The organism is Microbacterium sp. ABR10 (assembly GCF_057812175.1).
In genome coordinates, this window is the sequence record NZ_CM173821.1 from 2,566,593 (window position 1) to 2,592,808 (window position 26,216).

18 protein-coding genes and 1 other RNA gene are annotated in these 26,216 nt (G+C 71.2%); 5 read left to right on the forward strand and 14 right to left on the reverse strand.

Going from position 1 to position 26,216, the window contains the following annotated elements; all coding sequences use genetic code 11:
- Positions 1-161 precede the first annotated feature (161 nt).
- A complete protein-coding gene (locus tag ACXKZF_RS11890) occupies positions 162-1,448 on the reverse strand; it encodes an aspartate kinase (protein ID WP_055956374.1) in 1,287 nt (428 codons plus the stop codon).
- Between the two features lie 212 nt (positions 1,449-1,660).
- Between ACXKZF_RS11890 and ACXKZF_RS11895 the strand changes: the two genes are divergently transcribed.
- Complete coding sequence (locus tag ACXKZF_RS11895; RefSeq protein ID WP_488984327.1) at positions 1,661-3,058, forward strand: threonine/serine exporter family protein; 1,398 nt, start codon at positions 1,661-1,663, stop codon at positions 3,056-3,058.
- A 339-nt stretch (positions 3,059-3,397) separates the two neighbouring features.
- Here ACXKZF_RS11895 and recR read toward each other — a convergent pair whose 3' ends face one another.
- From recR to ACXKZF_RS11935, 8 genes are all read right to left on the reverse strand, one after another.
- Positions 3,398-3,991, reverse strand: coding sequence for a recombination mediator RecR (gene recR, locus ACXKZF_RS11900; protein WP_055956367.1), 594 nt, complete (start codon positions 3,989-3,991; stop codon positions 3,398-3,400).
- Positions 3,991-7,014, reverse strand: a complete 3,024-nt coding sequence (locus ACXKZF_RS11905) for a DNA polymerase III subunit gamma and tau (RefSeq protein ID WP_488984328.1) — start codon at positions 7,012-7,014, stop codon at positions 3,991-3,993. Before ACXKZF_RS11905 ends, recR begins: the two co-directional genes overlap by 1 nt.
- A 367-nt stretch (positions 7,015-7,381) precedes the next feature.
- Entirely contained in the window at positions 7,382-9,919 is a 2,538-nt protein-coding gene (locus ACXKZF_RS11910; RefSeq protein ID WP_488984329.1) for a glycoside hydrolase family 65 protein, read from the reverse strand.
- A 121-nt stretch (positions 9,920-10,040) separates the two neighbouring features.
- A complete protein-coding gene (locus tag ACXKZF_RS11915; RefSeq protein ID WP_055956359.1) occupies positions 10,041-10,775 on the reverse strand; it encodes an HAD family hydrolase in 735 nt (244 codons plus the stop codon).
- Positions 10,776-10,858: 83 nt separating this feature from the next.
- Entirely contained in the window at positions 10,859-12,016 is a 1,158-nt protein-coding gene (locus tag ACXKZF_RS11920) for an N-acetylglucosamine-6-phosphate deacetylase (protein ID WP_055956356.1), read from the reverse strand.
- The gene (gene nagB / locus ACXKZF_RS11925; RefSeq protein ID WP_488984330.1) at positions 12,016-12,801 is read right to left on the reverse strand and encodes a glucosamine-6-phosphate deaminase; all 786 of its coding nucleotides are present in this window, start codon (positions 12,799-12,801) and stop codon (positions 12,016-12,018) included. The genes ACXKZF_RS11920 and nagB overlap by 1 nt, the downstream gene beginning before the upstream one ends.
- Positions 12,801-14,375, reverse strand: coding sequence for a PTS transporter subunit EIIC (locus ACXKZF_RS11930; protein WP_488984331.1), 1,575 nt, complete (start codon positions 14,373-14,375; stop codon positions 12,801-12,803). The genes nagB and ACXKZF_RS11930 overlap by 1 nt, the downstream gene beginning before the upstream one ends.
- Before the next feature lie 32 nt (positions 14,376-14,407).
- The gene (locus ACXKZF_RS11935; RefSeq protein ID WP_488984332.1) at positions 14,408-14,857 is read right to left on the reverse strand and encodes a PTS sugar transporter subunit IIA; all 450 of its coding nucleotides are present in this window, start codon (positions 14,855-14,857) and stop codon (positions 14,408-14,410) included.
- Between the two features lie 170 nt (positions 14,858-15,027).
- On the opposite strand from ACXKZF_RS11935, the gene ACXKZF_RS11940 reads away from it, so the two are divergent.
- A complete protein-coding gene (locus ACXKZF_RS11940) occupies positions 15,028-15,777 on the forward strand; it encodes a GntR family transcriptional regulator (RefSeq protein WP_488984333.1) in 750 nt (249 codons plus the stop codon).
- Positions 15,778-15,818: 41 nt separating this feature from the next.
- Here ACXKZF_RS11940 and ACXKZF_RS11945 read toward each other — a convergent pair whose 3' ends face one another.
- The gene (locus tag ACXKZF_RS11945) at positions 15,819-17,069 is read right to left on the reverse strand and encodes an acetate/propionate family kinase (protein ID WP_488984334.1); all 1,251 of its coding nucleotides are present in this window, start codon (positions 17,067-17,069) and stop codon (positions 15,819-15,821) included.
- The gene (pta, locus tag ACXKZF_RS11950; protein ID WP_243224180.1) at positions 17,066-19,255 is read right to left on the reverse strand and encodes a phosphate acetyltransferase; all 2,190 of its coding nucleotides are present in this window, start codon (positions 19,253-19,255) and stop codon (positions 17,066-17,068) included. Before pta ends, ACXKZF_RS11945 begins: the two co-directional genes overlap by 4 nt.
- Before the next feature lie 90 nt (positions 19,256-19,345).
- Between pta and ACXKZF_RS11955 the strand changes: the two genes are divergently transcribed.
- The gene (locus ACXKZF_RS11955) at positions 19,346-20,020 is read left to right on the forward strand and encodes an NUDIX domain-containing protein (RefSeq protein ID WP_055956336.1); all 675 of its coding nucleotides are present in this window, start codon (positions 19,346-19,348) and stop codon (positions 20,018-20,020) included.
- Positions 20,021-20,046: 26 nt separating this feature from the next.
- Here ACXKZF_RS11955 and ffs read toward each other — a convergent pair.
- The 3 genes from ffs to ACXKZF_RS11970 form a co-directional block, all read right to left on the reverse strand.
- Positions 20,047-20,143, reverse strand: an RNA gene (gene ffs / locus ACXKZF_RS11960) — signal recognition particle sRNA small type.
- Positions 20,144-20,231: 88 nt separating this feature from the next.
- Positions 20,232-20,936, reverse strand: a complete 705-nt coding sequence (locus ACXKZF_RS11965) for a helix-turn-helix domain-containing protein (protein WP_488984335.1) — start codon at positions 20,934-20,936, stop codon at positions 20,232-20,234.
- Positions 20,929-22,428 carry an APC family permease gene (locus ACXKZF_RS11970; protein ID WP_488984336.1) on the reverse strand — a complete coding sequence of 500 codons (1,500 nt, stop codon included), beginning with the start codon at positions 22,426-22,428 and terminating at the stop codon, positions 20,929-20,931. The genes ACXKZF_RS11965 and ACXKZF_RS11970 overlap by 8 nt, the downstream gene beginning before the upstream one ends.
- Positions 22,429-22,629: 201 nt before the next feature.
- Here ACXKZF_RS11970 and ACXKZF_RS11975 point away from each other — a divergent pair, with 201 nt between their 5' ends.
- Entirely contained in the window at positions 22,630-24,102 is a 1,473-nt protein-coding gene (locus tag ACXKZF_RS11975; protein WP_055956329.1) for an APC family permease, read from the forward strand.
- 103 nt (positions 24,103-24,205) lie between these two features.
- Complete coding sequence (locus tag ACXKZF_RS11980; RefSeq protein WP_488984337.1) at positions 24,206-26,212, forward strand: primary-amine oxidase; 2,007 nt, start codon at positions 24,206-24,208, stop codon at positions 26,210-26,212.
- The last annotated feature ends 4 nt before the right edge of the window (positions 26,213-26,216 follow it).

The following is a 26,216-nucleotide window of genomic DNA, read 5'->3' on the forward strand; positions in this document are numbered from 1 at the left end:
TCGCTCCGCTGCCCCAGATCGGCGGGAATCCACCGTCGTGCGCGGCCTCGGAGGGAGAGAGTCCTGCGTGGTGTCCGCGCGGTGCGGTACCCGGGCGACGGGCGCTACTCCGGTTGGGACCCCTGGCGGGGGTGAGTGGGGCGGCGGACGCGACGCCGGCGTCAGCGACCGGTGCCGGCGTGGACGGTCACTTCGTCGTCGCCGTCGAGACCGTACGCGGTGTGCACGAGGCGAGCGGCCTCGGCGAGGTCGACGCCGCGCACGACGACCGAGATGCGGATCTCGGAGGTCGAGATCATCTCGATGTTCACGCCCGCCATGCTCAGCGCCTCGAACAGCGTCGCCGAGACACCGGAGTGCGTGCGCATGCCGGCACCCACGACCGACAGCTTGCCGATCTGGTCGTCGTGCACGAGGCTCTCGAACCCGACCTCGGACTGCTCGGCGGCGAGAGCGCGAAGGGCGGTCGCGGCATCGGTCTTGGGGAGCGTGAAGGAGATGTCGGTGCGGCTCGTCGCAGCAGCGGACACGTTCTGCACGATCATGTCGACGTTGGCGCCGGACTTGGCGACGATCTTGAAGATGTCGGCCGCCTTGCCGGGGACGTCGGGAACGCCGATGACGGTGATCTTCGCCTGGCTGAGGTCGGTGGCGACGCCGGCGACGATGGGCTCTTCCATGGTGTCTCCCTCGGGGACGAGCGGTGAGGTCTTCGAGGCGTCGAGCACCCAGGTGCCCTCGCCCGAGCTGAAGGTGGAACGCGCGTGGATGAGCACGCCGTGGCGGCGGGCGTACTCGACCGCGCGGATGTAGAGGACCTTCGCGCCGTTGGCGGCGAGCTCGAGCATCTCTTCGCTGCCGACGCGGGCGAGCTTGCGGGCGAGGGGGACGACGCGCGGGTCGGCGGTGAAGATGCCGTCGACGTCGCTGTAGATCTCGCACACGTCGGCCTTGAGCGCCGCGGCGAGCGCGACGGCCGTCGTGTCGGAACCGCCGCGGCCGAGCGTCGTGATGTCGCGGGTATCGCGGTTGAAGCCCTGGAAGCCGGCGACGATGACGATCGCGCCCTCATCCAGCGCCTCGCGCAGACGTACGGGGGTGACGTCGACGATGCGGGCCGCGCCGTGCGTGGCGTCGGTGATCATGCCGGCCTGGCTGCCGGTGAACGAGCGGGCTTCGAACCCCATCGAGTGGATGGCCATGGCCAGCAGAGCCATCGAGATGCGCTCACCGCTGGACAGCAGCATGTCGAGTTCGCGGGGCGCGGGGATCGGCGCCACCTGAGCCGCGAGATCGAGCAGCTCGTCGGTGGTGTCGCCCATGGCGCTGACCGCGACGACGACCTCGTGACCGGCGCGACGCGTGTCGACGATGCGCTTGGCGACCCGCTTGATGCTCTCGGCGTCGGCGACGGACGAGCCACCGTACTTCTGGACGATCAGAGCCATGAGGGGAACTCCCGGGAGGGGCGTGCGTCGGAATACCACGACGGGGCGCCCGGATGCCGCGCCCGAGGGTTCATCTTACGGAACGGCGTATACGCGCCCGTACATGATCCACCATCCCCGCCATGCGATCGACCTCGTGCGCCCCCGGGCCGACTCCCGAGCGGTCGCGACTAGGATCGACGGGTTCCACCCCCTCCCCCTGGAGCGATCACATGCCGCTCACCCCCGGCCACTGGCTGTCCTCGCTGCGTCGCCTCACCCATACGGCCGACGCGGCATCCCTCGACACGACCCTCCTCCCGGTCATCGACGAGGCGCTGGCCACCCGCATCCTCGACCTCGCCATCCGCATCGGCGAGACGATGCTCGTCGTCGGGGCACCCGCGAACGAGGTGACCCTGACGATCGTGCGCGTGTGCGGGGCGTACGGGCTCGACCCCGTGCACGTCGACGTGACGTACAACTCGATCACCATCGCGCACAGCCGCCCGGGGGCGAACCACCCGACCACCTTGCTGAGGGTAGTCCGCGGGTCGGTGCCCGACCACGCGAAGTTGCAGCGCCTGCAGGCACTGGTCACCGAAATCACCGGCGGACTCGCTCTCGACGACGCCATCACCCGCTGCCGCGCGATCAGGCGACTGCCGTTCCGCTACCGCCCGGCCATCGTGATCGTCTCGCAGGCGTCGCTCGCCGCCGGCGTCGCGATCATGTTCGGCGCCAACTGGCTCGCGCTGGTGCTGTCGTTCATCGCCGCAGCCCTCGCCGCCACGACCCAGCACGTGATGGCCCGTGCGCGAATGCCGTACTTCTTCGCGCAGATCGCGGGCGGTTTCGTGCTGACCGTCGTCGCCGCCCTCTCTCCCCTGCTGCGCTACACCGGCCTGGATGCCGCCATAGACATCCGTCCGTCGGTGATCGTGGCATCCGGGATCGTCCTCATGCTCGCGGGGCTCACCGTGGTGGGAGCGGCACAGGATGCCATCGACGGGTTCGCGCTGACGGCGACCGGGCGCATCCTGGAACTCACGACGCAGACCCTCGGTGTGGTGCTGGGCATCCTGGCCGGGCTCGAGACCGTGCGCGTGATCGGGCTCGGCATGTCGCCGCCCTCCAGCGCCCTGCCGCTGGGACCCCTCACCGTGCAGTTCGTCGGCGCCGCCGTGATCGCCATCGCCGTCGCCGTCTACAACGGCGCCGGTACCCGGATCATCGTCGTCTCCGCCGCCCTCAGCCTCGTCGCGTGGGCCGGGTACGTGGGCGCGACGTCATTGGGCTTCGAGGTGGCCGCCGCCAGCGGTGTGGGCGCATTCGTCGGCAGCTTCGCGGGCATCGTGGTCGCCTACCGCCTGCATGTGCCGTCGGTGGCCATCACGACCGCCGCCATCCTTCCGCTCGTGCCCGGTGCCGCGGTGTTCCGCGGACTGCTCGGCATCGTGGAGTCGGGCGACGACGCAGCCGTGCTCATGACCGGCGTCACGACCCTCGCCGGCGCGGCGACCATCGGCATCGCCCTCGCCGTGGGGGCCTCGCTCGGCATCTACCTCGGCCAGCCCGTGCGCGCGACGCTGTCGAGCGTCACCCGGGTCAGAGCGCGGGCGCGCGGGTAGTCGCCGAGGCTTCGGATCGGCCGGAGGCGTCGGCGTCGGTGCGATGCCGCTTCGTCGTGCACAACGGCGGGTGGCACCCCCGACGCGCCGCGAACAGGCCCCGCGGCAGGGCGTGTCGGTCCAACGGCCCGCTGTCGTGCACGGATTAGCCGAACGGAGTGGCGGCAAAGCACAACGACGGACGGCACCGGCGACACGCCACGACAGGGCGGACCGACACGGCGTGTCGGTGAAACGACCCGCTGTCGTGCACAGCGGAACGGCCGGAGCCGCGGGGCGCACCGGGACGGGCCTGTCGGGATCGGAGGAAGAGTCTGCCGGCCCGAGGAGTGACACCGGTCAGAGCGTGCGGCGACCCTCGAATGCGCGACCGAGGGTGACCTCGTCGGCGTATTCGAGGTCGCCGCCGACCGGCAGGCCGGATGCCAGGCGGGTGACGCGGATCTCGAGGGTGTGCAGCAGGCGGCTGAGGTAGGTGGCCGTGGCCTCGCCCTCGAGGTTGGGGTTGGTGGCGAGGATGACTTCCTGCACCGTTCCGTCTGCGAGTCGTTTCATGAGTTGCGTGATGCGCAGGTCGTCGGGGCCGATGCCGGCGATGGGGCTGATCGCCCCGCCGAGCACGTGGTACAGCCCGCGGAACTCACGCGTGCGCTCGATCGCCGCGACGTCTTTCGCGTCTTCGACGACGCAGATGAGGACCGGATTGCGTCGCGGGTCGCGGCAGATCGAGCAGCGATCCTGCTCGGACACGTTGCCGCAGATCTCGCAGAACTTCACCTTGTCGCGGATCTCGCCGAGCAGCGTGGACAGGCGTGAGACATCGAATGACGGTGACTGCAGGATGTGGAACGCGATGCGCTGCGCCGACTTCGGGCCGATCCCCGGGAGTCGGCCGAACTCATCGATCAGGTCTTGCACGATGCCGTCGTACATCAGCTGAACCTCGTCGGGGGCTCGTAGGGCTCGTCGCGCACGTAGGTGGCACTGAGCACCTGGCGGACGACCGCCTCGCCGTACCGCTGGACACCGCCGCGGAGCGGGGCCATGCGCGGGACGACCACGGGGGGCAGGGGTGCCTCGACATCGTCGGCCGGCGGGATCACGTCGTCGTCGTCGACCTCGTCGGGTGCGGGCACCGAGGGGGTCACCTCACGCGGCGGGAGCACCACACCGGGGTGAACGGCGAAGGTCTCGGGCGTCGCGGCGGCCTCGTCGGGCTCGTCGTCGACGGCCAGAGCCGTCGACGCGAGACCGGCGGACGCAGTGTGGCCGCCGAGGGGGGATGCGGCAGAGGGCGCGCCCGTCGTGGGGGCACCTGCCCCGGCGACGTCGGCGGACGGAATCGGGGCGACAGCCCACTCGGTGACCGATGCGGTGTACGGCGCCGCCGATCGTGGAGCGGAGGGAGCGCTCGCGGATGCCCCGCCGCGAGGGGCGTCGGATCCGGCCGCGGGGCCGCGCGGCGGTGCCCCGGGACCGGAACCCCCCGGACCGTCGCCGTCGAGGCGCGCGAGATACTTCACGCGGACGCCGAGCACGGTCTGGATGGCATGGCGCAGGTCTTCGCTCGCACCCCCGTCGGGCGTGCGCGTCTTGAAGGCGTTCAGGTCGCCGGCGGCGCGGAACGACAGGGTCAGCACGTCATCGTCGAAGGCGCGCACGGTGGCCGTCGACACGACGAGCCACGACGCACGGCTCGCGACCTCGAGCTGGGCGAGGATCTCCGGCCATGCGTCGCGAAGATGCCCGAGCTCGATCGGGCCGACGGGTGTGACCGGCGGGGTCGGGGCGGTGGCCTCGAGAGGTGAGACGTCGTCGGTGGCTGCCTCCGACGCCGCGGGCGCGGGAACTGATGCAGTGTCGTCGGCGGCGGCGGGCGGTGCGGTGTCGTCGGCGGCGGCGGGCGGTGCAGTGTCGTCGGCGGCGGCGGGCGGTGCAGTGTCGTCGGCGGCGGTGGGCGGTGCGGCGGCTGCACGCGCCCGCGCCGCAGCCGGTTCGAGGTCGCCGGACGCGGGCGCCGTGGAGTCGGGATCGGCCGCCTTCTGCGGCGCCGAAACCGCGGGATCGGGAGTGCGGCCGGAATTCGCCGTGGTGTCGGGAGTGGGCGCGGCGCCCGAGTTCTCGGTCGTCTCGGGAGTGGGCGCTGTGTCGAACGGGTGCGCGTCGGCGGCAGCGGCTCGTGGGGCGGGCGCTCGCCCGCGGCCCCCGGGCTCGGCCACCGGTTCGGGATCATCGAACGGAGGCGGCGCGTCGTCGTCGGTGAGCGGCGGCGCGTCGTCGTCGAACGCGCCCCGCCCGGGCGTCGTCTCGGGACGCGCGGGTGCCTCCGACGGACGCGAGGATGCGTCCGACGGCTGCGGGGAAGCCGGCGAAACGGTCTCGGCAGCGGTGGCCGGCGCGGAAGAGGGCGGTGCGGTTGCGCCGGGCGACGCGATCGCCGGCGTGGCGACACCCGAAGTGGCGACACCCGGCGAGGCGACGGCGGGCGCCGCGACGCGAGGCGCGGCCGGAGCGGCGGTCGACGCACCCGGAGAGGCGATCCCGGTCGACGCGAAGGAGGGCGACGGGCCGGACGGCGAAGCCACGCGCGGAGGCGACACGCGCGAGGCACCTGACTGGGGCGCGGCCCCACCGGGCGACGCGATCGCCGGAGTCGCGACGCGCGGCGACGCCGGTGCGGCATCCGTTCGTCCGGGTGCGGCGATGTCGGCGGCGGGTGAGGCGGGTCGGCCGGTGGCCGGAGCGAGCTGCGGCGCGGACGACGTGGTGCCGCGCGCCGCCTCGAGGTCGTGGGCCGCAGCGGGCGAGGTGCCCTGCGACACCCCCGCGTGGGTGAGCACGCGAGCGACGAGCAGTTCGAGTTGCAGGCGCGGGGAGGTGGCGCCCGTCATCTCGTCGAGCGCGGCCACCACGAGGTCGGCCGTGCGCGAGAGGCGATGGACGCCGAAGGCCGTCGCCTGACGCGCCATGCGCTCGAGTTCGTCGTCGGGCACCCCGCGCAGCACGGCGGACGCCCCGGCGCCGGTCGCCGCGACGATGATGAGGTCGCGGAGCCGCTCGAGCAGGTCGTCGACGAAACGGCGCGGATCTTGCCCGGTCTGAACGACCCGGTCGACCGCGGCGAAGGCTCCCCCGCCGTCGTTCGACGCGAATGCATCGACGACCTCGTCGAGGAGCTCGGAGTGGGTGTAACCGAGCAGGGCGACGGCCCGCTCGTAGCGGACGAGGACGTGGCCGGCCGGTTCAGTCCCCGAACCTGTCGACGGGTCGGAGCCGGCGATGAGCTGATCGAGAAGCGAGAGCGTGTCACGGGGCGATCCGCCGCCGGCGCGCACGACGAGCGGCAGCACACCGGCTTCGACCCCGACCCCCTCGGTCTCGCACAGCTCGTTGACGTACTCGAGCATGGCCGCGGGCGGGACGAGGCGGAACGGGTAGTGGTGCGTGCGCGAGCGGATCGTGCCCAGCACCTTCTCGGGCTCGGTGGTGGCGAAGATGAACTTCACGTGAGCGGGGGGCTCTTCGACGAGCTTGAGCAGGGCGTTGAAGCCCTGCTGCGTGACCATGTGGGCCTCGTCGAGGATGAAGATCTTGAACCGGTCACGAGCGGGAGCGAAGATCGCGCGCTCGCGCAGATCGCGGGCGTCGTCGACACCGTTGTGGCTGGCCGCGTCGATCTCGACCACGTCGAGCGATCCGCCGCCGCCACGACCCAGCTCGACGCAGCTGTCGCATGTGCCGCAGGGGGTGTCGGTGGGGCCGGCTGCGCAGTTGAGGCAACGGGCGAGAATGCGGGCGGACGTGGTCTTTCCGCAGCCGCGCGGACCCGAGAACAGGTACGCGTGACCCACGCGATCGCTGCGCAGCGCGGTCATCAGCGGCTCCGTCACCTGCGACTGCCCGATCATCTCGCCGAACGCCTCGGGGCGGTATCGGCGGTACAGGGCTGTCGTCACCCGAACAGCCTACGGCGTCCCTCCGACATCGCCTCCGCGGCCTCGTCCGACCGGGTCAGAAGTCTCGACAACGCGCCGCGAGCGCAGGCCCCGCGACCGCGCGGCTCGAAGGCGCAGCGACCGCGCGAGGCGAACGCCCAGCGACGCGGGGCTAGCGGAGGACGAGGGACGAACGGAGGACGCCACAGGCACCCAGGTCCTCCCGCGGCCCCCGACCCTCCGCCTCTCACTGACGCGGGCGTCCTCGCGCATCCGCGGCCACCCGCACCTCACGGCCCGACCGCCCGCCCCTCACGCCCGGAGACGCGGCACGCCGGTAACGCCGCACGCGGTGACCCCCCGAGCAGGGAGCCGCCACGTGCGCGGGTCAGAAACCCCCGTCGAGGCCGACCGCGATGGGGCCGTCGTCGTCGTTCACGACCGGGATCGTCGCCGTGACGATGGGCACCGACGCCGACAGCAGCGTGCCGTCCTCGCGCACCGAGCCCTCGAGCTGACGGATCGAGGGGCGGCCCGGACGCACCGGACCCTGCCCGTGCAGCGCCACGCGCACCGTCTCTCCGGGAGCGACGGTGTAGTCGACACCGCGCACCGCGAACGCGACGGGCGCGCCTTCCTCCCCCGCACGCAGCGTGAGCGCGTTCGTCGTGAGGGTGACGTTGAGCCGCGTCCCGTGCCAGTGCAGCACGTACGACAGCTCGGGCCAGTCGGCGGGGAGGCGCGGATCGAATGTGAGCCGTCCGAAGTGGTCGCGCATACCGCCGAAGCCGCTGACGAGCGCCGTCCACACACCGCCGGCCGACGCCACGTGCACGCCGTCGGCAGCATTGTGGTGCAGGTCGCCGAGGTCGACGAACGCGGCCTGACGGAAGTACTCCAGAGCCAGGTCCTGGTAGCCCACCTCGGCGGCCAGGATCGACTGCACGACCGCCGACAGCGTCGAGTCACCGGTGGTCAGCGGGTCGTAGTACTCGAAGTCGGCGAGCTTCTCGGCATCTGTGAAGTGATTGCCCTGCAGGAACAGAGCAAGGACCACGTCGGCCTGCTTGAGCACCTGGTAGCGGTAGATGACCAGCGGGTGGAAGTGCAGCAGCAGGGGGCGCTGGTCGGGAGGGGTGTTCTCGAGGTCCCAGATCTCGCGCTCGAGGAACACGGCGTCTTGGGGGTGGATGCCGAGGGCCTCGCTGAAGGGGATGTGCATCGCCTCGGCGGCGCGCTCCCAGCGTTCGGGTTCGGAAGGGTCGAGGTTCATGCGCTCGGCCATGTTCGCGTACGCGTCGGGGTCGTTGTCGGCGAGGTAGCGGACCGTGCGGGCGGCGAAGCGCAGGTTGAAGCGCGCCATCACGTTGGTGAAGAGGTTGTCGTTGACGACGGTCGTGTACTCGTCGGGACCCGTCACGCCGTGGATGTGGAACGAATCGTGCTCGCCGTCGTCGGCCGCGTCGCTCGAGCGCCAGAAGCCCAGCGTCGACCACAGGCGCGCGGTGTCGACGGCGATGTCCACGCCCTCGCGGGCGAGGAACTCCTCGTCGCCCGTGGCTCGCACGTACTTCGCCAGGGCGAAGGCGACGTCTGCGTTGATGTGGTACTGCGCGGTGCCGGCGGCGTAGTAGGCCGATGCCTCTTCGCCGTTGATCGTGCGCCAGGGGAAGAGCGCCCCGGCCTCGTTGAGCTGGTGAGCGCGCTTGCGCGCCGCGGGCAGCATCAGATAGCGCATGCGCAGGGCGTTGCGTGCCCAGAGGGGCGACGTGTACGCCAGGAACGGCAGCACGTACACCTCGGTGTCCCAGAAGTAGTGCCCGCTGTATCCCGACCCGGTCACGCCCTTCGCGGGAACGCCCTGGCCGTCGGCGCGGGCCGCCGCCTGCGCGAGCTGGAACAGGCACCAGCGCGTGGCCTGCTGCAGATCGCCGTGTCCGCCGATGCGCACGTCGGAGCGCTCCCAGAAGTCGGCGTACCAGTCGATCTGCTGGGCGAACAGGCCCTCGATGCCCGTCTCGACCGCACGGTCGAGCGTGCGGCGGCACCGATCGAGCAGTTCACCCGTGGGGACGCCCCGCGACGTGTGGTAGCTGACCAGCTTGGTGATCGTGGTGGGGACGCCCGCGCGCGCCTGCACGCGGTAGACGTTCTTGGCGATGTCGGGCTCGATGAGTCGCCGCGCGGTGTACTCGTTCTGCGTGTCGATGAGGTGGTCGGCGATGACCGCGAGCGTCATGTTCGACTCGCTGACCTCGTAGCTCAGGGCCGAGCGATCGCCGTCCTGCCAGTACTCGCGCGGCTGCAGCACCCGATCGCTGAGCTTCTCGGTCTTCCGCGGGTCGAATCCGGCCTTCCGGGACGCCATCGGCGAGCCGCCGTAGATGCCCTCGCCGTCTTGCCGGTTCAGCAGCTGGCTGCTGACGGTGACGGGCGCGTCGGCGTCGAGCACGGTCACGGTGAGCCGCAGCACGGCGAGGTGCTTCTCGTCGTACGAGACGAAGCGCTCGTCTTCGATGCGCACGCGCTTGCCCGAGGGGGTGACCCACAGCAGGCTCCGGCGCAGGATCCCCTGGCGCATGTCGAGCACGCGCTCGTACTCGCGGACGTCGGCGACGTCGAGCGAGAGCGGCTCGTCGTCGACGTAGACGCGCAGAACCTTGGCGTCGGGCGCGTTGATGATGGTCTGGCCGACCTCGGCGAAGCCGTAGGCCTGCTCGGCGTGGCGGATGGGGAACGTCTCGTGGAACCCGTTGATGTAGGTGCCCTGCTCGAGGGCGAACCGGCCCTCGATCGAGTTGCCGCGCAGGCCGAGATAGCCGTTGCCGACGGCGAAGAGGGTTTCGGTGACCCCCACGTCGTCGAGCGAGAACTGCGTTTCGACGAGGCGCCACTCGTCGACGGGGAAGCGATCGCGATCGATCATCGGGGGTGCCTTCCGGTGGCCGGTTCTGAGTCGGCGCGAGACGGCGGCATGCCGCTCGTGCGGGTGGAGCTCGGGTTCGCCGCTCGGGGACGGCGAGGGGGTGTCGCGTGCAGGCGACGGCTCAGTCTACGAACGCGGCGAGGTCGTCGACGACCACCGTCGCACCGGCGGCGGCCAGGTCGTCGGCACCGACACCTCGATCGACGCCGACCACGACGACGTAGCCGGCCGCCGCAGCGGAGCGCACCCCGCTCAGGGCGTCTTCGACGGCGGCCGAGCGGGCCGGGTCGACGCCCAGCATGCGGGCGGCCTCGGCGAACACGTCGGGGGCGGGCTTGGATGCCAGGTGGTCGCGCTCGGCGACCACGCCGTCCATGACGACGGGGAACCGGTCGCGGATGCCGGCGGCCTCGAGCACCTCGACGGCGTTCTTGGAACTGGAGACGACGGCGATCGGCGTGCCCGCGGCTTGCAGCACGTCGAGCAGGGCGATCGAGCCCGGGTAGGGCTGGATGCCCTCGCTGCGCAGGATGCGCGAGAAAACCACGTTCTTGCGGTTGCCGACGCCGCAGACGGTGTCTTCGGACGGGTCGTCGGAGGGGTCTCCCCAGGGCACCTCGACGTCGCGGCTGCGCAGGAGCGAGGCGACGCCGTCGTAGCGCTTCTTGCCGTCGACGTACTCGAAGTAGTCGCGATCGGTGTACGCCGGCTCGATCCGCCACGCGGTGAAGAGCTCGTCGAACATTTCTTTCCACGCCCGCATGTGCACCTCGGCGGTGGGGGTGAGCACCCCGTCGAGATCGAACAGGACGCCTTCGAAGGTCGTGAGGTCGGGCAGGTCGCGGCTGTCGGTCACGGCGGGCTCCAGATCGGGGTGCGGTGGCGCGGGCGCCCGGAGCGCCGCCTCCCCAGCGTACTGGCGGGTGCGGCGCCCGGGCGTCAGCGGGTCGGCACCGACAACGCGCGTCCGCCGATCCAGACCTGCGACGGATGCCATCCGGCATCCCACTGCACGAGGTCGGCGACCGCGCCCTCGGCGACGTGGCCGATGTCGGAGCGCCCGAGCGAGCGCGCGGCGTTCTCGGTGCAGGCGGCCAGCACGACGGCGGGGTCGATTCCGGCTCCGATCATGCGACGCACGCCCTCGTCGAGGACGATGCCGGCCCCGGCGATCGTCCCGTCGCGACGACGACCCAGGCCGTGTTCGTCGTTGGCCACCGGCTGCCCGCCGAAGTCGAGCCACTGGCCGGCGTCGAGGCCCGCCGTGGCGATCGCATCGGTGACGCCGACGGTACGCCGACCGGCCGCGGCGAGCACGAGCGAGACGACGCGGGGTTCGAGGTGCTGCCCGTCGATGATCGTGCCCACGAAGAAGCGGTCGTCCGTCAGCACGGCTCCGGGGACGCCCGGTTCGCGGGGCTTCAGCGGCCGCTGCGCGTTGAACACGTGCGTGGTCATGGTGGCACCCGCGTCGCCCGCCGCGTGCACCTGCGCGGCGGTGGCGTCGCTGTGGCCGACCGCGACGATGTACCCCTCGCCGGTCAGACGGCGAATGGCGGCGAGGGCGCCGGGCAGCTCCGGCGCAAGGGTCACCGTGCGTAGCGCGTCGCGCGCCGCCGGGCGTTCGAGCAGGGTGTCGAGGTGCGATCGCTCGGGCATGAGCATGCACTCGGCACGGTGAGCGCCTTTGCGCGCGGGCGAGAGGAACGGCCCCTCGAGGTGCGTACCGAGGATCCTGGCGACGGGCTCGTCGGCGAAGGCGTCGCGCGCCCGTCCCACGCGCTCGAGGGCGGTGACGGTCTCGGGCAGGGGTGCGGTGATGACGGTGGGCTCGATGCCGGTCACGCCGCGCGCGGCCAGACCCGTCAAGAGCGTCTGCCAACCGGACTCGTCGGCTCCCGCGACATCGACGCCGAACGAGCCGTTGACCTGGAGGTCGAGCAGGCCCGCCGTCACGACCCCGTCGACGACGTCGTGATCGACGCTCTCGTCCCCGGTCGCGGGGCGGATGCGGTCGATGCGTCCGGCGGCGACCTCGATGACGACGGGACCCACGAACGCTCCGCCGATCAGGGCGCGAGCGGCCCGCAGGCGCATCACAGCCCCTGTCCCACCGGCTTGCCGGCGTAGGTCGTGCGGTAGTAATCGACGAAGGCGAGCTGGCGGGCGGCATCCTCATCGACCACGACGGTCGCGTGCGGGTGGAGCTGCAGCACCGACGCCGGCCACCGCGACGACAGCGGACCCTCGACGGCCTCGCGAACCGCCTGCGCCTTGGCGCGGCCGAAGCCGAGCATGACGGCGTGGCGGCTGTCGAGGATCGTGGCCAGCCCCTGTGTGAGGCAGTGGGTGGGGACCTGCTCGACATCGCCGCCGAAGAAGCGCGCGTTGTCCTGTCGGGTGCGCGTGGTGAGGGTCTTCACGCGGGTGCGGCTGGCCAGGCTCGACATCGGCATGTTGAAGGCGAGGTGCCCGTCGGATCCGATGCCGAGGATCTGCAGATCGATGCCCCCGGCATCCCGGATCATCCGTTCGTACACCGGCCCCGCGTCGAGGGGGGCGGCATCGAGATCCCCCGGTCCGACGATCGCTCCGAGTGCGAAGTCGACATGCTGCTCGAGTTCGGCGCGGATGAACTCGCGGTACCTCTCGGGGTGCCCGGGGGGCAGGCCCACGTATTCGTCGAGCAGGAACGCCCGCGCCTCGGCGAAGCTGAGCCCCTCCTCGCGGTGACGGCGCGCGAGCTCGCGGTAGATCGGCAGCGGGGTCGAGCCGGTGGCCAGGCCCAGCACCGCCGTGGGCGTCCGCTCGAGGAGGGCGGTGTAGGCGTCGGCGACGACGCGCGCCGCCTCTTCGGGGGTCTCGACGACGACGACCTCCATCAGAGCGCCTCGAGGATGTCGTTCTTCAGCGCCTCCGCGCGGGGGCCGAATACGGCCTGGACGTTGTCGCCCACCTCCAGCACACCGGCGGCACCGAGCTGCTTGAGACGCGCATGGTCGACGAGGGCGCGGTCGGCGACCTCCATGCGCAGTCGCGTGATGCACGCGTCGACGTGCACGAGGTTGTCGCGGCCGCCGAACGCGGCGATCAGCTGCTCCGTCGTCGACGGCTCCGCGACCGCCGCGGCCGATGCGGCGCGCGTCTCGGAGGCGGATGCCGTGACCGGCTGCGATGCGCCCGCCACGGAGCCGGTGGTGTCGGCGTCCACCGCGGGAGCATCCCCCGTCGGGGCGGAGAGGTCCTCACGACCGGGGGTACGCAGGTTCCACTTCTTGATGACGAAGCGGAACAGCAGGTAGTAGACGGCGAAGTAGACCACGCCCATGACCACCAGGAGCCAGACGTTGTTGGCCGCAGGGGCGGTGCCGTAGAGGAGCAGGTCGAACAGGCCCGCCGAGAACGAGAAGCCGAGGTGGATGTCGAGCAGGTAGGCCACCGCGAGCGAGATGCCCGTGAGCAGCGCGTGGACGACGTACAGCGGGAATGCGGCGAACATGAAGGCGAACTCGAGCGGCTCCGTGACGCCGGTGAGGAAGGCCGTCAGGCCCGCCGCGCCCAGGATGCCGATGGCCGCCTTCCGCTGCGAGGGGTTGGCGAGGTGGATCATCGCGAGCGCCGCGGCCGGAAGACCGAACATGAGCACGGGGTAGAACCCCGCGGTGAGCGCCCCGGCGGTGGGATCCCCCGCGGCGAAACGCGTGAGCTCCCCCGTGACGACGCTGCCGTCGCTCTCGGTGTACGACCCCTGCAGGAACCAGACGTAGGAGTTGAGGATGTGATGCAGACCCACCGGGATCAGCATGCGGTTGGTGAAGCCGTAGACGAAGGCCCCGATCGCGCCGGTGCCGCCGATGAACGCTCCCAGGCCCGAGAGCCCGGTGTTGAAGATCGGGTAGAAGTAGCTCAGCCCGAATGCGACGACGAGGCTCGCAAGCGAGACGACGATGGGAACGAACCGGCGTCCGCCGAAGAAGCCGAGATAAGAGGGCAGTTCGATGGTGTGATACCGATCGAACAGCCACGCGGTGAGCAGCCCGATGACGATGCCGCCGAAGACGCTGTAGTTGATCTGCACCTGGTCGCCGGCCGCCGTCGTCTGACCCGCGAGCACGACCGGCGACATCACCGTGAAGACATTCGCCAGCACGAGGTATCCGACCACGGCCGAGAGCGCGGTGGAGCCGTCGGCCTTCTTGGCGAAGCCGATGGCGACACCGACCGCGAACAGCAGCCCCAGGTTGTCGAAGAGTGCGCCTCCCGCGGCGCTCATCGCCTGGAAGAACGGGCCGATGACCGGCAGGTCGATCCGACCGAGCAGGTCGGGTTGGCCGAGTCGGAGCAGGATGCCGGCCGCGGGCAGCACGGCAATGGGCAGCATCAGGCTCTTGCCGAGGCGCTGCATCTGGGCGAATCCAGGGATGCGGCGGCGGGCGACGGGGGCGGTGGCGGTCATGGAGGGTTCTCTCTCGACGGTGAAGGAGTGGATCAGACGGACAGGAGCCGGGCGCCGGGCAGGACCTCGGCGCCCTCGGCGCCTACGACCGTGACCTCGTCAGCCGAGCGCTCGAGCACCACGACCGGGACCACGCTGGAGAGCCCCGCGGCGCGGATGGCGGGGACGTCGTAGGCGATGACCGGGGTGCCCGCGCTCACGCGGTCGCCCTTGGCCGCGAAGGCCGTGAAGCCCTGCCCCTGGAGCTGGACGGTGTCGAGGCCCAGGTGCACGAGGACGGCGAGTCCGTCGTCGGCGACGACGACGAAGGCGTGCGGGAACACCTGCAGGAGGGTGCCGTCGATGGGGGCGACCGCATCGACCACCTCGGCCGGCGGGTCGATCGCGACACCGGGCCCCATCGCGCCCTGCGCGAAGAGCGGGTCGGGAACGGCCGACAACGGAAGGACGGTTCCCACGAGCGGGGACAGGATGTCGGGCATGGACACTCCTCGATGAGACGGCGGGTCAGCGGTACGCACCACCGAACGCGCATAGGCTGGGAGGTGAAACACTTGCCCGCCCCATGGTCTGCTCGCTGGGTCGTACTGGTACGTACCAGTGAAAGTAGTCGCCGGAGCCGACCGTGTCAACACCGAAAGCCGACGTCGTCATGACCCGTCTCCGCGAGGCCGACGCCCCGACCGCCGCCGTCACGCCCGGACCCGTCCCCAAGCACGCCCAGCTGCGCGCCATCCTCCTCTCGGACATCGGCACCACGTGGCCCGCGCACGCGGTCATCCCATCGGAGCGAGAGCTCTCCGCCCGACACGGCGTCAGCCGCGCGACCGTCCGCGAGGCGCTGCGTCAGCTCATCGAGGAGCAGAAGCTCTACACCGTGCAGGGGAAGGGCACCTTCGTCGCGGGCGAACGTGTGCAGTCGCACCTGCACCTCGCCTCCTTCACCGAAGACATGCGCCGCCGCGGCATGGTGGCGACGACGCTCGTGCGGCACATCGAATCAGCCGTGCCGCCGCTCGACGTTCGCGCAGCTCTCGCGCTGAACGACGGCGAGACGGCCTGGTGCATCGAGCGCCTGCGTCTGGCCAACGGCATCCCGATGGCTCTCGAACTCGGCTGGTACTCGCCTCGCGTCGCACCGGACCTCGGCGAACGGGAACTGAGCGGATCCCTCTACGGCGTGCTCGCGGAGCGATACGGCGTGCGCATCGACGCCGCCGAGCAGACGGTGTGGGCGGAGACCGTCAGCGGCGACACCGCCACCTCGCTCGACGTCGTCCCGGGGTCGGCGGTGCTGGTGTTCCGGCGCACGTCGCGCGCGAGCGGCATCCCCGTCGAACACGTCACGTCGTGGTACCGCGGCGACCGCTATCAAGTGCATATGGCGCTGGCCGGCGTCTGACGGCTGCCACCGGCCGGATCGATCGTCGGGCTGGTCCGGCGTCAGGCCGTGACCGACAGCGTCTGCCGGGCGATCTCGAGTTCTTCGTCGGTGGGCACCACGAGGACCTCGACGCGCGAGGCGTCGGTGGAGATGCGACGGATGCCGCGCTCGCGGCGGGCGTTGCGCTCGGGATCGATCTCGACGCCGGCGAATCCGAGCGTGGCCATCGCCTCAGCCCGCACGGCGGCCGCGTTCTCGCCCACACCGGCCGTGAACGAGATGACGTCGACACCGTCGAGCTGAGCGAGATAGGCGCCCGCGTAAGCACGGAGGCGGTGGATGTAGACATCGAAGGCGAGCTGGGCGGCCGGGTCGCCGGCGTCGCGTCGCTCTCCGATGTCGCGCATGTCGGACACCCCGGCGAGGCCCAGCAGGCCCGAACGCTTGTTGAGGAGGGTGTCGAGATCGGCGGTCGACATGTCGGCGCGACGCGCCAGCTGCAGGAGCACCGCCGGGTCGAGGTCGCCCGAGCGGGTGCCCATCACGAGGCCCTCGAGCGGGGTGAGGCCCATCGACGTGTCGATGGATCGGCCCCCCTCGATCGCGGCGACCGATGCGCCGTTGCCGAGATGGAAGACGATCTGCTTGAGCTCGCCCAGCGGCCGCCCCACGAAGGCGGCAGCGGCCTCGCTGACGAACTTGTGACTCGTGCCGTGGAAGCCGTAGCGACGGATGCGATGGGCTTCGGCGACCTCGCGGTCGATGGCGTACGTATAGGCCTCGGGCGCGAGCGACTGATGGAACGCGGTGTCGAAGACCGCGACGTGGGGGACGTCGGGGAACGCCTTCTTGGCCGCGACGATGCCGGCCAGGTTGGCCGGGTTGTGAAGCGGTGCGAGCACCGAAAGCTCGTCGATGTTGATCTCGACGAGCGGGGTGACGACGGTGGGCTCGAAGAAGCGCGCTCCGCCGTGCACGACGCGGTGCCCGACGGCGACGGGAGCCCGCTCCTCGAGAGAGGGGCCGTGCGCGGCGAAGGCCTCGAGCATGACGGCGAACCCCGCGGTGTGGTCGGGGATCTCGCGCTCGATCGTGTACGTGGCGTCGGTCACGGTCGGCGCGGGGCCGTCGGCGTCGGCCAGCGCGGCCGCCTTGACGGTGTGCGTCGCCGTCCCCCCGGACCCAGAGCCCGTCGAGGGTTCGCCGATGCGCTCGACCAGCCCGGATGCGAGCACGTGCTCGTGCTCCATGTCGAGCAGCTGGTACTTGAACGACGACGAACCGCTGTTGACGACGAGGACGACGCTCACGACGCGCTCCTTTCTGCGGGAGCCTCGGTGGCCGGGCTTCCCTGAGCCTGGATCGCCGTGATCGCGATGGTGTTGACGATGTCGTCGACGAGCGCGCCGCGCGAAAGGTCGTTGATGGGCTTGTTCAGGCCCTGCAGGACGGGACCGATGGCCACCGCGCCCGCGGAGCGCTGCACGGCCTTGTAGGTGTTGTTGCCGGTGTTCAGATCGGGGAAGACGAACACCGTCGCGCGTCCGGCCACCGCGGAGCCGGGCATCTTGGCCCGTGCGACGGCCGCGTCGGCGGCCGCGTCGTACTGGATGGGCCCTTCGACCAGCAGTTCGGGGGCCCGTTCGCGCACGAGAGCGGTGGCGCTGCGCACCTTCTCGACGTCGGCGCCCGTGCCGGACTCGCCCGTCGAGTACGACAGCATCGCCACGCGGGGGTCGATACCGAACTGCTCGGCCGTCGCCGCCGACGAGACCGCGATGTCGGCGAGCTGCTCGCTGGTGGGGTCGGGGATGACGGCGCAGTCGCCGTAGACGAGCACACGGTCGGCGAGCGCCATCAGGAAGACGCTCGAGACGACCGAGACGCCCGGGGCGGTCTTGATGATCTCGAAGGCCGGCCGGATGGTGTGGGCCGTGGTGTGCGCCGCACCCGAGACCATGCCGTCGGCGAGACCCAGGTGCACCATGAGGGTGCCGAAGTACGACACGTCGGTGACCGTGTCGGCGGCCTGGGCGTGGGTGACGCCCTTGTGGGCGCGCAGCCGCGCGTATTCGGTGGCGAACTTCTCGACGTACACGGCGTCGAAGGGGCTGAGCACCTCGGCATCACGGATGTCGATACCGAGCTCGATCGCCCGCCCGCGCACCTCGATCGGCTCGCCGAGGATGGTCAGATCGGCGATGCCGCGCGCGAGCACGGTGGCCGCGGCGCGGAGCACCCGGTCATCGCTTCCCTCGGGGAGGACGATGCGGCGCTTGTCGGTGCGGGCGCGGTCGACGAGGCCGTACTCGAACATCAGCGGGGTGACCACGCTCGGGCGCGCGACGCCCAGCTCGCGGGTGAGCTGCTCGGTGTCGACGTGGCGCTCGAACAGCGCGAGGGCGGTGTCGTAGCGGTGCTGGGAGTCGGCGGCGAGGCGCCCGCGGGTGTTCATGATGCGCACGGCGGTGTCATAGGTGCCGAGGTCGGTGGCGATGATCGGCAGGGGCGAGCCGAGGCCGTCGATGAGGCGCACGATCGCGTCGGGCAGCTCGAACCCGCCGTTGAGCACGATGCCCGCGAGCGAGGGGAAAGTGCCCGAGGCGTTGGCGAGCAGGGCTGCCAGCAGCACTTCGGTGCGGTCGGCGGGGATCACGACGACCGCGGATTCCTTCAGACGCGGCAGCACGTTGACCATCGACATGCCCGCGACCACGACGCCCAGCACTTCACGGGTGAGCAGCGCCGGATCGCCCTTGATCAGCTCGCCCTCGACCGAGCGCAGCACGCCGCGCATCGAGGGGGCGATGAGGAAGCGGTCTTCGGGCAGCGCCCACACCGGCACGTTGCGTCGCTCGGCGGACCCGCCCGCGACGGCGGAGTCGACTACCGCGGTGTCGACGACGTGACGCACGGATGCCACGACCTCGTCGAGGAGATCGGCGTCGGCGCGGTTGGCGATCACCGCGAACAACGCCGCGCGCTCGTGCTGCAACTCGGAGATGGCGAGCGAGGCGATCTGCCCGACCTCTTGCGGGGTGCGGGCCACGGATAGGCCCAGCGTCTCGCTGTGTCCCTGCTGCGCGCGGCCTCCGAGCACGAGCAGTACCGGCGCCCCGAGGTTGGCGGCGATGCGGGCGTTGTACGCGAGCTCGGCGGGGCTGCCCACGTCGGTGTAGTCGCTGCCGATGATGACGACGGCGTCGCACTGCGCCTCGACCGCCTTGTAGCGCTCGACGATGCGCGCGAGCGCCGCATCGGCGTCGTCGCGCACGTCGTCGTAGGTGACGCCGACGCAGTCGTCGTACGCGAGGTCGACGCTGTCGTGGTCGAGCAGCATCTCGAGCACGTAGTCGCGCTCGGCGGTGGAACGCGCGATCGGCCGGAACACCCCCGCGCGCGGCGTGACGCGGCTGAGCGCGTCGAGCACGCCCAGCGCCACGGAGGACTTGCCCGAATGACCTTCTGCCGACGTGATGTAGATGCTCTGCGTCACGTGCCCCAGCCTATTGCGGGGGCCCGACATCGCTCGGGGGTTGTTTCGTCGTCGAGTGATCAGGGGTGCCGCGCGTCTAGGCTCGCGAGCGTGACCCCCTCGGCTCCCCTCCCCGGCACCACCGTCCCCGACCACCGCGGCCGGAGCGGCCTGCACCTGACCGGTCGCGACCTCGACCGCAACCCACGGGTGATCGTCGATGACGTCGAGTTGCTGGCCGCCGGCTGGCACGTGCTGCGCGCCACGACGTACCGTTACCGCGGCGACGACGGGGAGTGGGTCACCCAGAAGCGCGAGACCTACGACCGGGGCAACGGCGCGACGGTCCTCCTCTACGACCCCACGCGGCGCACCGTGCTGCTCACCCGGCAGTTCCGCTATCCGGTCTACGTGAACGATCACCCCGACGGCATGCTCATCGAGACGGCCGCGGGGCTGCTCGACGACGACGACCCGGTCACGGCGATCCGTCGCGAGGCCGAAGAGGAGACCGGTGTGCGCGTCGACGACGTGCAACACGTCTTCGACGTCTACATGAGTCCGGGGTCGGTGACCGAGCGACTGCACTTCTTCGCTGCGGCCTACGACGGCTCCACGCGACGCGGCGACCGCGGCGGCCTCGTCGAAGAGGGCGAGGAGATCGAGATCATCGAACATCACATCGACGACGCGCTGACGATGATTCGCAACGGCTCGATCCAGGACGCGAAGACGATCATGCTGCTGCAGTGGGCCGTACTCGAGGGGCCCTTCGCCCGGGGCTGAGGGTTCGACATCCCTCCGCGGGCAAAGAAAAAGACCCTCCGCGCACCCGGTAGAGCCTGGTTACCCTTGCTACGTTTCCGTCCTGGGGGAGTTGGCCTGGATGCCGCCACGCGGAGAGCCGAGTACAGCCTACCCGACCCGCGGCGCTCGTCCCGCCCGCGGCATAGGGCGGAGAGCACCGGGCGGGTCGAGTACCGGGCGCGGACGCCCGTCACACCACGAGCGGAGCGAGGGCGTCGGCTGCCGGACGCAGGGCCGCCAGCACCGTGTCGGGCTCGTCGACGCGATGACGTGGTCCCGAGAAGCCCAGCGCCCCCGCGAGTCGACCCGCGTCGTCACGCAAGGGAACCGCCAGACAGCCGGAAGCCGCCGCCAGCTCGCCGCTCTGGCGCGTCGCCCCCCACCGCGCGAGATCCGCACGGGCGGCCTCGGCGGCCGCGCTCTGCGCGGAGGGATCGTCGACCAGCATCAGGCGCCCGAGCGCGAAGCGCCCCGGCTCCCGCGTGAGACGGGCGTGGTCGGACAGCGGGAAGTCGGGGTCGGCATCGACGACCACGATGCGTCCATTGACGAAGAGGACGACGTGCACTCCGCCGCGCACACGGTGACGGGCGTCGTCGACCACCGCCCGCGCGGCCGACGACAGGCGCACGGGCGGAGCGGCCACCGCGGCCAACTGCGCGACCTTGGCCCCCAGCGCGAAACCCGCGAGATCCGGAGTGCGCACGAGGAACTCGTCTTCGACCAGCAGGTTCAGCAGCCGGTAGGTCGTCGCGCGCGGCAGACCCAGCTCGGCCGATAGGCGTTGCGCGGTGACGCCCGCCCCGAGGTGCGCGACGGCCTCCAGCACCGACAGCGCCGAGTGCACGGCGCCCGGTTGGCGAGCGCTGAGCGCCGGCGCCGTGCGCTCACGCATCGCTCGACGGCCTCGGCGACGGCACTCCCCCGAGGACCTCGGACGCGGTCGGCTCGTCGTACGCGCCGATCGATCCCGACCCGTGCCGTCGCCGCAGCACGATCACGATCACCCCGAACACCACCGCGATCACGCTGACCACGGCGAGGCCCACGCCCCCGGTCGCGGTGTCGTCGACGAAGAACGCGATCAGGGCCGCCGTGAGGGCCGCGGCCGAGAAGGCGGCTACGACCGTCGGGAGAAGCGTGAGCTCGCCGATCCGGCGCAGGAACACCGGGGCGGCCACGCACACCAGGATGTAGGCGACGATGTAGCCCGCGGCCCCGACCGACAGTGTCGCGTGCATGGCGTCACGCATGTCGACACCTCCGCCCATCAGCAGCAGCGGCACGGCCGCGATGAGCGGGAGGGCGAGAGAGACGGCGGCCGCGGGCGTGCCGAAGCGCCGGTGCGTGGCGCCGAAGCGCGTCGGGAGCACACCGTCGCGGCTCAGCGCGAACAGCACGCGTACGAGCGCGGTGGTGGAGCCGATGGCGCACGCGACGAACGACGCGGCGATGCCGACGTCGGCGATGACCCCCCACCCGCCCAGGCCGTAGGCGGCGGCGAGGTCGTTCAGCGGCGAGGCGGACGCGGCGAGGTCAGCCCCCAGCGCATCGAACCCCGCGACCTGCGTCACGGCCGCGAGCACGAAAAGCGCACCCGAGATGACGACGGTGCCCGTGATCGCCCGCGGAACGTTGCGCAACGGCGAGACGGCCTCGACCCCCAGCGTCGTGGCCGACTCGAACCCGACGAACGCGGTGACGGCGACGACCGCTCCGGCGGCGAGGGCGACGGCCTCGCCGCCCGTCGAGGGCATCGCGAGCACCGAACCGACGTCGAGCGGGCCGACGTACAGCAGGAGGACTCCGAGCAGAACCACGATGAGCGCCACCGACAGCACCTCCACGACGAGAGCGACGCGCGCCGACACATGGATGCCGCGGACGAGCACGAACGCCACGATCGCCGTCTCGACGACGACGGCACCCGCCGCGACGAGCGGTCGATCGAGCGCGGGCCAGAGCCCGGCGAGCAAGTACGTGCCGTAGTAGGCGCCGCCGAGCAGGGCGAACATGGCCACGGCCGCGTAGCCCGTGACGATCGCGGCTCCGGCGGCCAGACCCGCGCGGGTTCCGAGGCCGCGGGCCGTGTAGGTGTACAGCCCGCCGGCCGCGGCGAACCGTCTCGCGAACTGCGCGACAGTGCGGGCGACGCCCAGGCTCAGCACCGCTGCGGCGACGATGGCCGCCACGGTCATGCCCGGTGCCACCCCGGCCACCAGCAGCACCACCGTGGTCGCGGCGGCCGCGGGAGCCACGGCTGCCACCGACTGCGCCGCCAGGTCGAGGACCCCGATGCGCCGCCGCTCCAGGCCGTGCAACGGCGAGCGCTCGCCGAAGCCGGCGACGGGAGCGGGCCGCGCGATGGCGCGGGAGAGTGCGGTCATGTCATCTCCGTCGGGATGAGCCGACGGTACGCCGCGGCGGTTGCGGCTCGGCGACACCCGTGTTTCAGGGGCGTGTCCCCCGAATGAGACGACCGCCGCCGTCGGTCTCAGTCGCGGGAACGACACCTTCACGCGCCCCTCACGGTCGCGCAACGGCGGAGGAGCACTGTCGGTTGCACACCCGAACCCGGAGGAACCGATATGACCCAACTCGAATCGCAGGGGGTGGCGGCGTCGGCGAAGCGGACCCTGCAGGGCTCCCTCGGCGTCACCGCCATCGTCTTCATGGTCGTCGCCGCGGCCTCACCGCTCACCGTCGTCGGCGGCGCCGCCCCCCTCGGCATCCTGATCGGAAACGGTGCGGGCTTCCCGACGCTGTACGCCGTCAGCGCCGTCATCCTGCTGCTGTTCGCGGTGGGCTTGGCCGCGATGACCCGGCACGTGCCGCGGCCCGGCGCCTTCTTCACCTACATCGGCTACGGCCTGGGCCGGCCGTCGGGCCTCGCCGCCGCGTGGACGGCGATGCTGACCTACACGACCATCCAGGTGTCGGTGTACGGCTACATCGGCTACCTCTTGAGCATCACCGTCGTGTCGCTCGGCGGACCCGCGGTGGCGTGGTGGCTCTACGCGCTGTTGACCGTCGGACTCGTCGGCATCCTGGGCTACCGGCACATCGACCTCTCGAGCAAGGTGCTCGGCGTGCTGCTGGTGGCCGAGGTCGCCATCGTGCTGGCGCTCGTCGCCGCCGTGGTGGTGAACGGCGGACCCGAAGGGTTGAGCGCCGCCCCCTTCGAGCCGGCCAACGTCTTCAGCGGCTCCCCGGGCGTGGGTCTCATGTTCGCCATCGCGGCCTTCATCGGATTCGAGGCGACGGCCATCTTCCGCGACGAAGCGCGCGATCCCGACCGCACCATCCCCCGGGCCACGTACGGCGCGGTCATCGGCATCGGCATCTTCTACACGCTGGCCTCGTGGGGCCTGGTGATGGCCTGGGGGCCCGGCGGGATCATGGAGGCCGCCGCCGATCCCGGCACCCTCATGCTCCGCACCGTCGCGATCTATCTCGGCACCGTAGGCGAGATCGTCGTCAACGTGCTGCTGCTGACGTCGATGTTCGCGTGCGTGCTGTCGTTCCACAACGTGCTCACCCGCTATCAGCACGCGATGGCGGGCGCGGGGGTGCTGCCCGACCGCGTGGGCGCCGTGCACGCGCGCCACCTGTCGCCCCACGTCTCGTCGATCGTGCAGACCGCGACCGCGGGCGTGCTCACGGTGGTGTTCGCCGTGCTGAACCTCGACCCGCTGCTGCAGGTGTTCACGTGGTTCGCCGGGGTGGCGACCCTCGCCATCGCGGTGCTGATGGCGGCGACCTCTGTCGCGGTGATCGTCTACTTCGCCCGCACCCGCGCCGATCGCCGGGTGTGGAACACGATCGTCGCCCCCGCGCTGGGCTTCCTGGGGCTGCTGGCGTCGGCGGTGATCATCGTCGTCTACTTCCCGATCATGGTCGGCGACGTCGACGGCGACGGGGCTCCGGTCTTCGGCGCCGTGACGTGGTCGCTGCTCGGACTCGTCGTCGTCTTCCCGCTGCTCGGATACGCGCAAGCGGCGTGGATCCGTCGCCGGCGCCCCGCCGCCTACGCGAAGCTCACCGACACCATCGCCGGGTGATTCCGGATGCCGCGGCGCCCGCGGCGCCTCCCCCGACGCCGCGGCATCCGGCGCCGCTGTTCCCCCCGACCCCGTTCCGACCGTTCCACCCGAGAGAGACACCATGACCCTCACCGATCCGACCGCCACCGCTTTCGTCGCCCCCGCCGCGCCCGCCCACCCCCTCGCCTCCCTCACCTCCGCCGAGATCACCGCCGTCCACGCCATCGTCGCCGGCCTTCCCGGCGTCGACGAAGCCACCCGCTTCGCGTACGTCGGCCTCGAAGAGGCCCCCAAGGGCGCGGTGCTGGCGTGGGAGCGCGGTGAGGCTCCGTCGCCCGAGCGCCGCGCCCGCGTGCAGCTGCTGAACCTGCGCACGGCGCACTCGCTCGACCTCGTCGTCTCGCTCGCGTCGGGCGCCGTGCTGCGCGAGACCGAGCTCGACGGCTCCGACGGACAACTCCCCATCCTCGACGCGGAGTTCGAGGAGGTCGGCGTCATCGCGAACGAGAGCGAGGTCTGGGTCTCCGCCCTCGCCGCGCGGGGCCTGACCACCGCCGACGTCGTGCTCGTACCGCTGTCGGCGGGGCACTACGGCTACGAGAACGAGGTGGGTCGACGGGTGCTGCGCACCTTCGCGTTCCGGCAGGATCACCCCGCCGACCACCCGTGGGCCCACCCCGTCGACGGCCTCACCGCCTACATCGACGTCGCCGACCGCCGCGTGATCGAGGTCGTCGACACCCCCGGTTTCACCGTGCCCGAGACGCACGGCAACTACGACGACCCCGAGTTGCAGGGCCCGGCGCTGGAGGGCCTGAAGCCCATCGTCATCACCCAGCCCGAGGGGTCGAGCTTCGCCGTCGACGGCGAGCACGTCACGTGGGGCGAGTGGGATCTGCGCATCGGCTTCGACACCCGCGAGGGCCTGATCCTGCGTCAACTCTCGTTCGCGGGGCGCCCGGTGATGTACCGCGGTTCGATCAGCGAGATGGTCGTGCCCTACGCCGACCCCGCCCCGAACCGGTTCTGGCAGAACTACTTCGACACCGGCGAGTACCTGTTCGGCCGCTACACGAACGAGCTCGAACTCGGATGCGACTGCGTCGGCGACATCACCTACGTCGACGCCGTGCTGTCGGACGAGAACGGGATGCCGCGCACCGTCCGCAACGCGGTGTGCATGCACGAGGAGGACTTCGGCACCCTCTGGAAGCACACCGACATCTTCACCGGAGCGAGCGAGGTCCGCCGGGCCCGCCGCCTGGTCATCTCGTTCTTCACCACCGTGGGCAACTACGACTACGGCTTCTACTGGTACCTCTACCTCGACGGCACGATCGAATGCGAGGCGAAGCTCACCGGCATCCTGTTCACGTCGGCCTACCCGGGCGAGGGCTACCCCTACGCGTCGGAGGTGGCACCGGGACTCGGCGCCCCCTACCACCAGCACCTCTTCTCGGCCCGGCTCGACATGACCGTCGACGGCGTGGCGAATGTCGTCAACGAGATCGACGCGGTGCGCGTGCCGATCTCGGCGACCAACCCCGCCGGCAACGCCTTCACCAAGAAGGTGACGGCGATCACTTCCGAGAAAGTCTCGGGTCGTCTCGCCGACGGCGCGGTCAGCCGTGTCTGGCAGATCGCCTCGACCGAGAAGACCACCGAGCGCGGGCAGGCGACGTCGTACATGCTCTTCCCCACCGAGACGCCCGTGCTGCTCGCCGACGACGACTCCTCGATCGCCGCGCGCGCCGCCTTCGCCACGAAGAACCTGTTCGTGACGAAGTACGACCCCGACGAGCGCTACGCCGCCGGCGATTTCGTCAACCAGCACCCGGGCGGTGCCGGCATCCCGGCCTTCATCGAGGGCGACGAGCCGCTCGTGGGCGAGGACGTCGTGCTCTGGCACACCTTCGGCCTGACGCACTTCCCGCGTAACGAGGACTGGCCGGTCATGCCGATGGATTACGCGAAGTTCACGTTGAAGCCCTACAACTTCTTCGAGCGCAACCCGGTGCTCAACGTGCCGGCACCGGCGAGCACGCACTGCGCCCCGATGGCCCACACGGACGCGCACGGGCACGGTCCCCACGCGTCCGACGAGCCCGCTTCCGGATGCCACTGCTGAGGCG